Annotated in this window: 9 protein-coding genes and 1 tRNA gene; 9 read left to right on the top strand and 1 reads right to left on the bottom strand. The window is 40.7% G+C overall.

Features of this window, described 5'->3' with window-relative positions; genetic code table 11:
• Nucleotides 1-72: 72 nt before the first annotated feature.
• The 6 genes from HC643_RS36960 (at nucleotide 73) to gltX (ending at nucleotide 8848) form a co-directional block, all read left to right on the top strand.
• On the top strand, nucleotides 73-1605 hold the full coding sequence (locus HC643_RS36960) for a TM0106 family RecB-like putative nuclease (protein WP_038073177.1): 1533 nt from the start codon (nucleotides 73-75) through the stop codon (nucleotides 1603-1605).
• A 279-nt stretch (nucleotides 1606-1884) separates the two neighbouring features.
• Nucleotides 1885-3069 carry an esterase-like activity of phytase family protein gene (locus HC643_RS36955; protein WP_038073179.1) on the top strand — a complete coding sequence of 395 codons (1185 nt, stop codon included), beginning with the start codon at nucleotides 1885-1887 and terminating at the stop codon, nucleotides 3067-3069.
• Between the two features lie 668 nt (nucleotides 3070-3737).
• Nucleotides 3738-5321 (top strand): serine/threonine protein kinase, encoded by a 1584-nt coding sequence (locus HC643_RS36950; protein ID WP_038073182.1) that lies wholly within the window; start codon nucleotides 3738-3740, stop codon nucleotides 5319-5321.
• Between the two features lie 79 nt (nucleotides 5322-5400).
• Nucleotides 5401-7017, top strand: coding sequence for a protein kinase domain-containing protein (locus tag HC643_RS36945; protein ID WP_167844836.1), 1617 nt, complete (start codon nucleotides 5401-5403; stop codon nucleotides 7015-7017).
• 206 nt (nucleotides 7018-7223) lie between these two features.
• Nucleotides 7224-7297: transfer RNA gene (locus tag HC643_RS36940), tRNA-Asp, on the top strand.
• A gap of 120 nt (nucleotides 7298-7417) precedes the next feature.
• Nucleotides 7418-8848, top strand: a complete 1431-nt coding sequence (gene gltX, locus HC643_RS36935; protein ID WP_038077556.1) for a glutamate--tRNA ligase — start codon at nucleotides 7418-7420, stop codon at nucleotides 8846-8848.
• Between the two features lie 30 nt (nucleotides 8849-8878).
• Here gltX and HC643_RS36930 read toward each other — a convergent pair whose 3' ends face one another.
• Nucleotides 8879-9028: a hypothetical protein gene (locus tag HC643_RS36930; RefSeq protein WP_167844835.1), complete on the bottom strand. Its 150-nt coding sequence runs from the start codon at nucleotides 9026-9028 to the stop codon at nucleotides 8879-8881.
• Between the two features lie 344 nt (nucleotides 9029-9372).
• On the opposite strand from HC643_RS36930, the gene HC643_RS36925 reads away from it, so the two are divergent.
• From HC643_RS36925 to ftsH2, 3 genes are all read left to right on the top strand, one after another.
• Nucleotides 9373-9909 carry a hypothetical protein gene (locus tag HC643_RS36925; protein WP_038077553.1) on the top strand — a complete coding sequence of 179 codons (537 nt, stop codon included), beginning with the start codon at nucleotides 9373-9375 and terminating at the stop codon, nucleotides 9907-9909.
• Between the two features lie 40 nt (nucleotides 9910-9949).
• Nucleotides 9950-10735 carry a Uma2 family endonuclease gene (locus tag HC643_RS36920; protein ID WP_038077548.1) on the top strand — a complete coding sequence of 262 codons (786 nt, stop codon included), beginning with the start codon at nucleotides 9950-9952 and terminating at the stop codon, nucleotides 10733-10735.
• Between the two features lie 261 nt (nucleotides 10736-10996).
• Nucleotides 10997-12883 (top strand): ATP-dependent zinc metalloprotease FtsH2, encoded by a 1887-nt coding sequence (gene ftsH2, locus HC643_RS36915; protein ID WP_038077545.1) that lies wholly within the window; start codon nucleotides 10997-10999, stop codon nucleotides 12881-12883.
• Nucleotides 12884-13128 lie beyond the last annotated feature (245 nt).

The raw sequence follows: 13128 nt of genomic DNA, 5'->3' as shown, positions 1-13128 counted from the left end.
TCCTTCATTCTTTATCCTTCATCCTTCATAGCTTTAATGCCATAATGTGTTCATTCTTGTTACGCTAGGAGAATGCTAATTAATGCTGAATTACTGCTGCAATACCAACGTTGCAAGCGCCGACCTTTTTTAGACCTTCGCGCTGACAGAAGTCAGCGAGATCCAGCAAATGACTTGCTGCTGAAATTGCAACAAGACAAAATTGCTCACAAGCGGAGTGTTTTGGAACAATTTAATTACGAACGCCCAGACTACCGTTATGGAGATTGGGAGACAGGTGAAGCTGCGACGTTAGAGTTAATGCAGCAAGGAGTAGAGTGCATTCATCTGGGGGTGCTGACTGCTAGCGATTACTTAGGGTATACCCTAGTCAGCCGTCCCGAGATTCTGCTCAAACAAGCAGGAATGTCTCGTTTTGGAGATTGGATGTATGCTCCGGTAAACGTTGAACTGGGTAAACGCCCCAAACAGGAATATCAAATTACAGCAGCATTTCACGCTTACGTATTAGCGACAGTACAGCAAGTGGAGTCGAAAACAGCTTGGCTAATTTTGCGGGGAAAAGATGTGAATTATCCTGTCGATCTCTTAAGATGGGAACCCCAGATGCAAACAGTTGTGGAGGAGTTGATTCAAACTCTTGAGCAAGACGAACCACCAGAAGTATTTATCTCTCGCCAGAAGTGCAGTCTTTGCACTTGGTACAGCAGCTGTTATAAAGTAGCCCAAAATCAAAAACACCTTTCTCTACTCCCAGGAGTCACACCTGTTCGCTATAAACAATTAAAAGCACTAGATATAACAACTGTAGAATCTTTAGCTAAAACGCATCCAACACAATTAGAAAATCTACCTGGTTTTGACCGTGTAGTGGCTCCTAAATTGATTTTACAAGCTCAATCTATAGTTGAAAATCGACCCATTATTTTACCTACTTTATCATTAAGAAAAGATACACCCGAATATTTTTATACTTCAAATGACTCTGTTTGTATTGAAGAAACAGAAAGAAGCTACGTAGATCCTTTTAACACAACTTATCCTTTACAAAAGCTTTTGTCCCCAGCGCCAGTAGAAATATATTTTGATATTGAAGCACAACCCGATCTGCATTTAGATTACTTGTTGGGAGTTTTGATTGTTGATAGAAAAGCTAATACAGAAACATTTTATTCTTTACTTGCAGAAAGCCAGGAAGATGAAAGATTAATTTGGGAGCAATTTTTAAATTTGGTTGAACAATATCCAGATGCACCCATTTATCACTTTTGCATTTACGAATTTGATACAGTTCAACGGTTAGCCAAACTTTATCGCACTCCCTATAGCTCTGTATTTCCCGTATTGAATCGATTTGTTGATGTTTATGAGATATTAACGCAAAACATAGCTTTACCAGTAGAAAGTTACGCGTTGAAAACCATTGCTCGCTGGTTGGGATTTGAATGGCGGGACTCGGAAGCAAGCGGTGCTAAATGTATTTACTGGTACGATCGATGGTTGCAAACAGGCGATCGTACTTTATTAGAAATTATCCAACGTTACAATGAAGACGATTGTCGTGCAACCCGCAGCGTAAAAGATTGGCTGGTTGATTTTTTTTAAAGAGCTAATGGCTAATGGCTAATAGCTAATGGTGAGGTAAGGAGATAGGGTTAATGAATGAATGGCTCATGAACTCTATATAGTAGTTCTCTGTAAATGCCAATACCTAAATAATGAATATTTACCGTGATGGATTTCGACATTATTTAAGATATTGTGATGTAATTCACATAAAAGCAGCTATAGTTTTGGGTGGGTAAGTCCATTTATGTATATGGTAAAATCAGATACAATTCTTATAGCTATTAACCATTAGCTATTAGCCATTAGCAATTAACCATGACTCAATTTTTGAAAAAACTATTTAAATTTCCAACAATTCTTTTTTTAATTATTCCAATTCTCATTCTAGGTATCTTTTTTATCGATTTTCCCGCACCATTTGTTCCGATAACAGGAATAGATTTTATAGGTTCTGCTAGTTTTCCAACAAGTTTCTCTTTTCAAAAAACTCCAATGGGAGGGTTTTCAGGTATAACTTACGATTCCAAAAAGCAACTTTTTTACACTATATCTGATGACCGCAGTGATAAAGCACCTGCTCGCTTCTATACATTAAAAATCGACCTGAGTCGTGGATTGCTAAAAAATGGAGATGTAGTTCCTGTTGGTGTCACTACACTCTTAAATGAAGCCAAACAAACTTTCCCGACTGGAAGCCTCGATCCAGAGGGAATTGCTCTCAGTAATGAGACTGTATTTGTTTCTTCTGAAGGCGATGTCAGACAGCAAATAAACCCTTTTATTAAAGAATTTTCAATATCTTCCGGTCAAGAACTGACATCTCTACCTATTTCAAATAAATTTTTACCTGACAAAAGTGGTAAAAGGGGAATTCGGAACAATTTAGCTTTTGAGTCTCTGACTATTACCCCAGATAAGAGATACTTGTTTAGTGCAACTGAAAATGCTCTTTTGCAAGATGGTTCACAAGCTAAACCAAAAGTTAGCAGCCCTTGCCGCATTTTACAATACAATCTTAGAACGAGAAAGCCAGAAAAAGAATTTCTTTACAAAACTGAAGCAATAGCACCTCTTTTTAATCTTTCTCCCAGATTCGATAGTGGTTTAACCGATCTCATTGCTCTAGATAATTATGGCAATTTCCTCAGCTTAGAGAGAACTTTTACTGGCTTGGGTTTTTCTATTGCAATATACCAAGTTTCCATAGAAAGTGCTGATGATATTAGTAAAATAGAGAGCCTAGCAACTGTTGACCTTAACAATATTAAACCAGTTGCGAAAAAACTTCTCTTTGATTTAAGAACACTAGATTTAGCTCTAGATAATATTGAAGGTTTCACCCTTGGTGATAAACTACCAGATGGACAGCGATCGCTTATCTTAGTCAGCGACAACAATTTCAATCCGCTCCAACAAACCCAAGTACTAGCCTTCAAGCTAAAAATGGAAGCACCCATCATTAGACTTATCCGTCATCTATTTTCAGCGTTTGGTAACTAGTACATGAAGACAGAAGTACGCCCGCTACTAGAGCACGCCCCATACTAGTTTTTGGTTGCGATGCATGCCTTCGCCGCTTGGCGTGTAAAGCACAGACAGCGTTACTACAGTTAAATCTAGAGATTTTACGTTTCGTGACGTAGTTGGAAACTTTTCTGCCCGCCTACTGACTCCAAGGTTTTGCGCCTTCTATCGTCTGGCTCCGGGCTTCTTTCTGCCTTTGTGTACCAGTCACTGTGAATTATTCGGTACTTTTACTGTTTAGCTGTAGAGCCTCAAGCTATTAAACGTAGAAATACAAAACAACATAGAGATGATAGAGATCCTTCTAACAATGGGTCTTTACAAGAGTTATACGCAATTCCCAATCAATCTTCTCTCCTACGCCTTTTCTATGATTGATTTCCGTGTATCTTCTTATATGCGTTTTTTTCTAAATGTGTTAAATACAAATGCTAATTAAAAGATTCACTGAGTATTTTATAAAAATTTATTCTTTTTTTATCTTAATCTTTATCAATTTTTATCTATATTTAGAATTTCTATAAAAAATTCTAACATTACTTTAAATACAATTGTTAATTAAGAGAGTTTCTGCCATTTTCCAAGTGACTCTTTTGTTAAAAATATGATTTTTATAGGAATCAATCAGGGTTAAAAAAGTGGTAATGACCAAAACGGATGTAGATGGATATATAGGACATTTTTTAAACAATCGCTATCTCATTAAAGATGCGATCGGTAGAGGCGGTATGGGTAAAGTCTATCTAGCTGAGGATGCAGCAAAAGGTGGTATGCCAGTTGCTGTAAAAATTTTATCCTTAAGTTTGAGCGATCCACAAATGTCTCAACGTTTTGCTAGGGAAATTTTTATAGGTGCTCAATTAGGACGTAAAAGCAAACATATTGTTCGTGTATTAAGTTATGGAATCGCCGACGCTCAAGTACCATTTTATGTAATGGAATATCTTCAAGGAAAAAATTTAAAAGATATTTTAAAAAATAAAAAATTGACAATTTCAGATTTTTTAGAAATTTCTTATCAAATTTGTTTGGGTTTGCAATGCGCTCATCAAGGAGTGAGTTATAAAGGAGATATTTATCCTGTTATTCATAGAGATATCAAACCTGAAAATATATTTATTACTGAAGATACGAAGGCTAACTTAATTGTAAAAATTCTTGATTTTGGCATTGCAAAGTTTTTAACAGAGCGCTCCGGACTAACGCTTACAGATTCATTTATTGGAAGTCTTCCTTACTGTTCTCCAGAACATATGGAAGGACGCAAACTACTGGATGTACGTTCGGATATTTACAGTTTGGGAGTTTTGATGTATGAAATGCTTACGAGAAAACACCCGTTTAGTACAACATCTCAATCTTTTGGAAATTGGTATCAAGCTCATCGCTTTCAAGCACCTCCAGCGTTTGAGGAGATAGTTCCTCAGCTTAAAATACCACTTGAATTAAAGAAACTAGTGATGAATTGTTTGGCAAAAGATGTTAATGCTCGTCCTCAAAATATCAATCAAATTTTAGAAACTTTAGAAAAGATTCAAAGAAACATAAATGATGAGATCGAACAAGATAAAAATCAGAAATCTTCTCCAGTACAATTAGTACCCGTAACATCATTGTCGGAAAAAATTTGTTTGGAGAAAAATTGGCCTAAAAACAAACCGATCGCACCTATTTGTTTTCCTCATGTTCTCCAAACTCAGCAAGGCAATGTAGCAACTTTTTGGGCGATGCTACCTCAGAAAGAGATAACAAAGTTTCTAAATGAAATCAATGGAACTGAATTTATTTATTCTCAGAATTTACATCCCATGCTTTTATGGGTAACAGTCTTATGCGATGGTAAATTTGAGTTAACGCGTTGGTTATCTTATTGTTTAGATTTTAAGGATAATAGAAGTCAAAATATAATAGAAATTTTAGCTAAAAGTGGTTATTATCATCTCCTATTCTTTTCTTTAGAGGAGCCATCTATTTGTTCTCATGTGATGACTTTGTCAATCTCTAGTTCTCAACGTCAACAGTTAATAAATTGGTTGGAAAATGTTCAAAAATTGACTTTAGAATCTTTTGGAAATGATAGTAAGAATGAATTAAAATTACAATATGAAAAAATGAAACCCGACATCTTGAAAAGATTGGCTATAAATCGACAAAAACAAAACTTAGATGTCAAAAAATGGATGTTTCACTTATTTGAGAAATTTTTACAGTTTTTAGTATATCGTTAAGTACTATCACTTTCGTCAAGTGGGTACTATACAATATATCATCTAGTTCTATGTTTAGTCTGTTTCGGAGGTTGTAAGAGTGAGTAAGAGCGCATTTGCATCTCCAGCCAATACAGGGTTGCTTGCCAATCGTTATAAATTAAAAAATTTTATTGGCAGAGGAGGTATGGGTGAAGTTTTCCTAGCAGATGATGTTTTGTTAGGAGGGATACCGGTTGCTATTAAGTTTTTGTCTCAAACTGTTTCAGATCCAAATATGGAACAGGATTTTGCGCGTGAAGCTCGTATTTGTGCTGCTTTAAGTCAGAAAAGCATAAATATCGTAAGAGTCACAGATTATGGGGTGAGTAAGACTGGGAAACCCTTTTACGTTATGGAGTACCTGTTAGGGAATACATTAAAGGATTTAATTCCCATGTCTTTGCCGATGTTTATTCCACTTTGCCGTCAAATTTGTTTGGGCTTGCAGTGCGCTCACAATGGGATGGAAATTGATGGGAAAGTATACCCTTTGGTACATAGAGATATTAAGCCAGCAAATATATTGGTTCTTCCAGATCCCATTTTGGGTCAATTAGTAAAAATTCTGGATTTTGGTATAGCTAAATTTTTAAATTATGCAAGCTCAACACGTACAACAACCAAGGGATTTCATGGGACTTTACCTTATTGCTCTCCCGAACAACTAGAAGCTGATGTGTTAGATAATCGCTCTGATATTTACAGTTTGGGAGTGATGATGTTTGAGATGCTAGCGGGTGAAAAACCTTGGCAACCAGAAAGTGACTTTTTTGGTGCTTGGTATAAAGCCCATCACTTTGAAAAACCGCGCAACATTACAGATATAAAGCCCAACCTAAAACTACCAAAAGAACTGAATAGTTTGATTATGGCTTGTCTTGCAAAAGCACCAAGCGATCGCCCTCAAAATCTGACAGATGTTCTTAGAGTTTTAGACAGTTTGGAAGTCGTAGGAATAGGAGACAACGTAAAACACTCAACCCTTCACCCCTTCCCCCCCTCACCCCCTCCCCCCCTCACCCCCTCCACTTCTCTTTCTTCCTCGCGCACGCTACCCCACCGCCCCACCCCTCCACTGCTTCACGCTCCTACCCCCACTTCTGGATTAACTCAGGAAGTAGAACAAGCGTGTAAAACCCTTAAATGGCCAAAAGATAAACCAATTCAGGAAATAGTTTTTCCCTATCTTGTTGATACTGGTTCGGGAACGATAAGCGCCTTGCTGCTCATGATGCCCAAACACCAAATCAACAGCTATGCGTTTTCGACTCGTTACAACCAATTTATCTTTGTCAGATCTCCCCATCCAATGCTTTTATGGGTGACACTGCTCCATAACAAAGAAATGGGACCAAAATGGCTACCGTGCTATTTGGATATGCAAAAATCCCAAAACCATAAAATAGTGTATTCCTTAGCCAACAGCGAACGCTATCCTTTGATTTTCTTTACTTTGGAAGCCCCCTACTTATGTGCAAGTGTTATTAGTTGTCATATCGAGACCCTCCAAAGACAGTTACTTAAAAACTGGACAGAACAGAGTAAGTCTTTACCTCCCTCTTCTGCTGTTGCGTTAAGTAAAGAGTTGCTGAAACAACAGTACAAACTGATGCAACCTCAAATTCTGCATCGCTTCGCATTAGATGCACCTGTTATCGATCCAACGAGAAAATAGGGAGTAGGGAGTAGGGAAGAGGAAGTTTCATCACAAGCGTTGTGGTAAACTGTTCGTGGGGATCGGGTAAGGAAAGCAGTTAAAACTAGAAAGAATTGCTTGAAACCAAGTCCACACAAGGGCTTTCTCAATAGAAAATCGAAAATACAAAATCTCTTGACAAGAGTTTAGCTGTTAGGCATAATAAATAAAGTGAATAAAAACAAGGGACTGTAGTTCAATTGGTTAGAGCACCGCCCTGTCACGGCGGAAGTTGCGGGTTCGAGCCCCGTCAGTCCCGTTAAAGCATAAAGAAGACAAGTTGTAAAGAGTGAGTTTAGAGCCAGAGGTTACTGGCACTCGGTTATTATAACTTGGTATAAGCTACTAAGTTGTGCGTTAGATAAAGAGAGAAATTTCAGTGACTGTTAGAGTCCGTATTGCTCCCAGCCCTACTGGGAATTTACACATTGGTACAGCAAGGACAGCCGTCTTTAATTGGTTGTTCGCCCGCCACCATGGCGGTCAATTTATCCTGCGGATAGAAGATACAGATGTCGAGCGATCGCGTCCCGAATATACAGAGAATATTCTTGAGGGATTGCGCTGGCTGGGGTTGACCTGGGATGAAGGACCATTTTTCCAAACAGATCGTTTGGAAATGTACAAACAAGCAGTCAAAACACTTTTAGATAAGGGATTGGCTTATCGCTGCTATACCACAGCAGAAGAATTAGAAGCGCTGCGAGAAGCACAGAAAGCCAGAGGAGAAGCACCCCGTTACGATAACCGTCACCGCAATCTCACACCAGAACAAGAAGCAGCCTTCAAAGCAGAAGGCCGCAGCTTTGTGATTCGATTTAAAATTGACGACGATCGCGAAATTGTCTGGAACGACTTAGTCCGTGGCAAAATGATTTGGCGGGGGAACGATCTCGGCGGTGATATGGTCATTGCTCGTGCCGCTGCAGATGATATCGGTGTAGCTCTGTACAACTTTGCGGTTGTGATCGATGACATGGATATGCAAATCACCCATGTTATTCGAGGCGAAGACCATATTGCTAACACTGCCAAACAAATACTCATATATGAAGCTTTCGGCGCTAAAGTACCGGAGTTTGCCCATACACCCCTGATTCTCAACCAAGAAGGACGCAAGCTCTCCAAGCGAGATGGAGTCACATCTATTTTTGACTTTAAGCAAATGGGCTTTACGTCCGAGGGATTGGTAAATTACATGACATTATTGGGTTGGTCTCCCCCAGACTCAACTCAAGAACTTTTCACCTTAGAGGAAGCAGCCAAATTGTTTGGCTTTGAGCGAGTCAATAAAGCAGGGGCAAAATTTGATTGGGCAAAATTGGACTGGATTAACAGTCAATATATTCATAATATGCCTGTTGATAAGCTGACAGATTTGGTGATACCCTTTTGGGAAGAAGCGGGATACCAATTGACAGCAGGACGCGATCGCCCCTGGCTGGAACAGTTAGTCACTTTAATTGGTCCGAGTCTCACTCGGCTGACAGACGCCGTCTCAATTTCTCAACTCTTTTTTGTAGAAACAGTTGAATTTAGCGAGGAAGCACGGGCACAATTAAAGCAAGAAGGTTCTGCTGCCACTCTCTCCTGGATTGTAAATGCTTTAGAGAATCAGCAGTTGACAGAAGCTAGCGCTCAAGAACTGATTAAGCAAGTCGTTAAGGAGCAAAACGTTAAAAAAGGTTTGGTCATGCGTTCTCTTAGAGCTGGTTTAACAGGAGATCTTCACGGTCCAGATCTTATCCAATCCTGGTTGCTACTTAATAAAATTGGTTTAGATAAACCACGGTTGCTTCAAGCAGTTTAAAGAAAGATGAAGTGTATAAAATAAAATACTTCATTTTTCCGATTGCAAGTTCTTTGTTCGTCCTCGTTCCGGTGAATCCAGAGAAAGTAGGCGGTGAGACCAGTGCTGCAGGCGGGTTTCCCGCGCCCTGGCAACTGGTGAGTCCAGCCCTGATAGCGCAGCGTGGCACTTTCGTGCCATAGGCGGGTCTCCCGCGCCCTAGGGACTGGTGAACCCGGAGGGTGGTTCCACCTGGGAATGTATCGAGCGAGGCTCTGCTCGCCCTATTAGGAGGTGGAGTCTCTTCAATAGCATTCTTCAGGCGCAGCCACCGGAACGAGGGGAGGAACTAAACCCATCATTTGCCAACAGCATCCTTTAAGAAGTCGCGGATTGAGTAGCATATGGTACTTCTTTTAGTGAACTGACAATCCGGAACATTCTTATAACTTTTTTGTAAAGAAGTGAGTTGCATACCCTCGTATTGGGAACTTCTTATGTAAAATAAACGTCACTCGAACTACTTAAGAAAATGTGTAATTCAGATGCTGACAAAAGTTATAAATTTAGGAATAAGAATTTCTTTGGTAGTCGCAACAATAGCGATCGCCTCAGTAAATACTATGACAGCAGATGCTCAACAAGAAACACCACCCCCAATCTTTGGGGATATGACTATTGGTCAAAAAGTTTCTCCAGATCCAATGACAGTTCGTGGAATGAGCGGCGGTTCCATACCGGGGAAGCAACTGGTGGGGAAGGGAGAAACTCCCACAGGACCGTGTACGGGATTTTTTGATGAAAAACCAGACCACACACTAGAGCTAACAAATAAGTTTGACTACTTAAAATTACAAGTAGAAAGCCCAGAAGATACGACTTTAATCATTCAAGGTCCTGGAGGGACTTGGTGCAATGACGATTTTGAAAACAAAAATCCCGGTATTCTCGGTGAATGGTTGCCTGGAAGCTATAATATTTGGATTGGTTCCTATACAAAAGATAAGTATCTTCCTTACACGCTACGCATAACACAGTCAAGCAAATCAGTGACCAGCAAATCAGATCTTGGCGAGCGGTGAACAGTCATCTCCGCTCGAGAACTAATAGGGAGCGATAACAATGACAGTTACAGCATCTCAGGATTTATCAGAGGAATTTGCTGAACGGGGCTGGCGTAATGAAATTGTCACTCAGCCAGATGGTAGCGAAATTTATGTTAAAATCCCCCTGACATCAGAAGAGTTTCTTCATCCACAGGAAGGATACCGCTTGCCCAACAGTACTTTTCATGAGGATATAGCAGGCGGTGTTAAGGATATATTGACCCGTCGCTATGCTAGCGATCGCACAACGGGAGTATTCCGGGATTTAATTGTTAAGTGGGGGATTCCGGGTTTGGGAAACCACTGTCCCGATACCTTTGTAGTGTTTGGACTGCGAAACAAAGAGGACATCCGCACTGAATTTGTCGTTCCGGTAGAAGGAGTTCGTCCTGGGTTGATTGTGGAAGTTGTTTCTCCTCGCTACCGCAAAGAAGATCGACAAACCAAAGTAAAAGAGTATGCTCAAGCGGGAGTACGGGAATACTTAATTTTCGACCGACGCAGACAACGCAAACAAGTCATTGAAGAAGTTTTGGGCTATTGCCTAATTGACGGGCAGTACTTACCGCTGACTCCTGATGATGATGGACGCATTTTGTTTGAGACTGTGGGGTTGTATATTGGGCTTCAAGATAGTCGAGTTGTAATGGAAGATGCCCAAACCGGTGAACGCTTGTTAACGTCTCAGGAACTCGAGCAACAGGCATCTCAAGCAGAGCAACGAGCATCTCAAGCAGAGCAACGAGCTGCAAAGTTAGCTGAACTTCTCCGAGCGCAAGGAATAAATCCTGACGAAATTTAACAAAAAAGAAATTAAGAGCCTGAATTTAGCATTCAATATAGATTTTGCATAAAAATGGCGTGAGTCAAGTGTGGTTTCACGCCAAATCGATATAGTACAATGGGACAAAATTAAGTTAAATTTAATTAAGATTATTAATGTTGTCTCAGTTCTAGCAACTTGCCAAATCGGGCAGAAGCCATAGCTGTGGCACATAAATATAAAAACATTGATTTAAAAGCTCTATTTTTGGGCTGCTGCACTATCTAGAGGCAAACAAAAATGAAATTTTCCTGGAGAGTTCTACTACTCTGGACATTGCCAGCATTGGTAATTGGCTTTTTCTTTTGGCAAGGCGCATTCTCCGGTGCTCCCACTGACCTAAGTAAGAATGCAGCCAGCACTCGCATGACTTATGGTCGTTTTCTAGAATATTTAGACGCCAATCGCGTCACTGGCGTTGATTTATATGAAGGCGGTAGAACGGCAATTGTGGAAGCTGTCGATCCGGAATTGGATAACCGCATACAGAGAGTGCGGGTAGACTTACCAGCCAGTGCTCCTGAGTTGATTAGAAAGCTTAAAGAGAAAGGAGTGAGTTTTGACGCTCACCCCATGCGAAATGATGGAGCAATTTGGGGACTGTTAGGAAATCTTATTTTTCCTGTCTTATTAATTACCGGGTTGTTTTTCCTGTTTCGTCGTTCTAGCAACCTACCAGGCGGTCCCGGTCAAGCGATGAACTTCGGTAAATCAAGAGCACGCTTCCAAATGGAGGCAAAGACTGGAGTCAAGTTTGATGACGTTGCCGGTATTGAAGAAGCTAAAGAGGAACTGCAAGAAGTTGTTACCTTCCTCAAACAGCCAGAGAAATTTACTGCAGTTGGCGCACGCATTCCCAAAGGAGTGCTGTTAGTTGGACCTCCAGGAACAGGTAAAACGCTGTTGGCAAAAGCGATCGCAGGTGAAGCTGGCGTACCGTTCTTTAGCATCTCCGGTTCCGAATTTGTGGAAATGTTCGTTGGAGTCGGTGCGTCTCGCGTGCGCGATTTGTTTAAAAAAGCAAAAGATAATGCTCCTTGTATCATCTTTATTGATGAAATTGACGCCGTAGGACGTCAGCGGGGTGCAGGTATCGGTGGCGGAAACGACGAACGCGAGCAAACCCTCAACCAATTGCTGACCGAAATGGATGGCTTTGAGGGCAACACTGGTATCATTATCATCGCTGCTACAAACCGTCCTGATGTACTAGATGCAGCCCTGTTGCGTCCCGGACGCTTTGACAGACAAGTGATTGTAGATGCACCCGACATCAAAGGACGCTTGGAAATTTTAAAAGTCCACGCCCGCAACAAGAAATTAGACCCCAGCGTTTCTTTAGAAACAATTGCCCGTCGCTGTCCTGGATTTACTGGTGCAGATTTAGCAAACTTGCTCAACGAAGCTGCTATTCTGACTGCACGACGCCGTAAAGATGCCATCACCAATACAGAAATTGATGATGCAGTAGACCGGGTTGTGGCTGGTATGGAAGGAACGCCATTGGTGGATAGCAAGAGCAAGCGTTTGATTGCTTATCACGAAATAGGACACGCTATCGTCGGTACATTGCTCAAAGACCACGATCCAGTCCAAAAAGTGACCCTGATTCCACGGGGACAGGCACAAGGTTTAACCTGGTTTATTCCAAATGAAGAACAAGGGCTGATCACGCGATCGCAGCTCAAAGCCAGAATTACTGGTGCTTTGGGTGGTCGTGCAGCAGAAGACATCATTTTTGGTGCTGCTGAAGTGACTACTGGTGCAGGCGGCGACTTGCAACAAGTTACCGGAATGGCACGGCAAATGGTAACACGATTTGGGATGTCCGATCTAGGTCCGGTGTCCTTAGAAAGCCAAACAGGTGAAGTTTTCTTAGGTCGCGATTGGATGACCAGATCTGAGTACTCAGAATCCATTGCTGCTCGCATTGATTCTCAAGTTCGCGTCATTGTAGACGAGTGCTACCAATCAGCGAAAAAGATTGTACGAGATAATCGTACTGTTATGGATAGATTGGTAGATTTACTGATTGAGAAAGAAAGCATTGACGGTGAAGAATTTCGACAAATTGTAGCAGAATATACTAGCGTGCCTGAAAAGCAACAGTTTATTCCTACTCTTTAATCTCACTTTATTCTCAACTTATCTTATACAGTATTGTAGGGGTGTAGTGAAATATACCCCTTTTTTCTGTGTTCGCATCTGCTTCCATCCCAGTCTCAAATTACCCAGTTGAGCCAAAAGCATTGCTAACAAACATCTGAAGGTGGGCGTTGCCAAATCGACAATACAGGAATAGATATTATATATGTAAACTATTCTACTTTAGATAGATTTTTGGTAATAAAATAAAAACCACAATCAACAAA

This window comes from Tolypothrix bouteillei VB521301 (assembly GCF_000760695.4).
GTDB lineage: Bacteria > Cyanobacteriota > Cyanobacteriia > Cyanobacteriales > Nostocaceae > Scytonema > Scytonema bouteillei_A.
The sequence above is the reverse complement of the archived record's forward strand: the minus strand, read 5'-3'. Positions and strand labels throughout refer to the sequence as shown.

Excerpts from the sequence above, each read along its gene's own strand:
- HC643_RS36960 (WP_038073177.1), top strand. The coding sequence starts at position 73 with ATGCTAATTAATGCTGAATTACTGCTGCAATACCAACGTTGCAAGCGC.
- HC643_RS36955 (WP_038073179.1), top strand. The coding sequence starts at position 1,885 with ATGACTCAATTTTTGAAAAAACTATTTAAATTTCCAACAATTCTTTTT.
- HC643_RS36950 (WP_038073182.1), top strand. The coding sequence starts at position 3,738 with ATGACCAAAACGGATGTAGATGGATATATAGGACATTTTTTAAACAAT.
- HC643_RS36930 (WP_167844835.1), bottom strand. The coding sequence starts at position 9,028 with ATGGCACGAAAGTGCCACGCTGCGCTATCAGGGCTGGACTCACCAGTT.
- HC643_RS36925 (WP_038077553.1), top strand. The coding sequence starts at position 9,373 with ATGCTGACAAAAGTTATAAATTTAGGAATAAGAATTTCTTTGGTAGTC.
- HC643_RS36920 (WP_038077548.1), top strand. The coding sequence starts at position 9,950 with ATGACAGTTACAGCATCTCAGGATTTATCAGAGGAATTTGCTGAACGG.
- ftsH2 (WP_038077545.1), top strand. The coding sequence starts at position 10,997 with ATGAAATTTTCCTGGAGAGTTCTACTACTCTGGACATTGCCAGCATTG.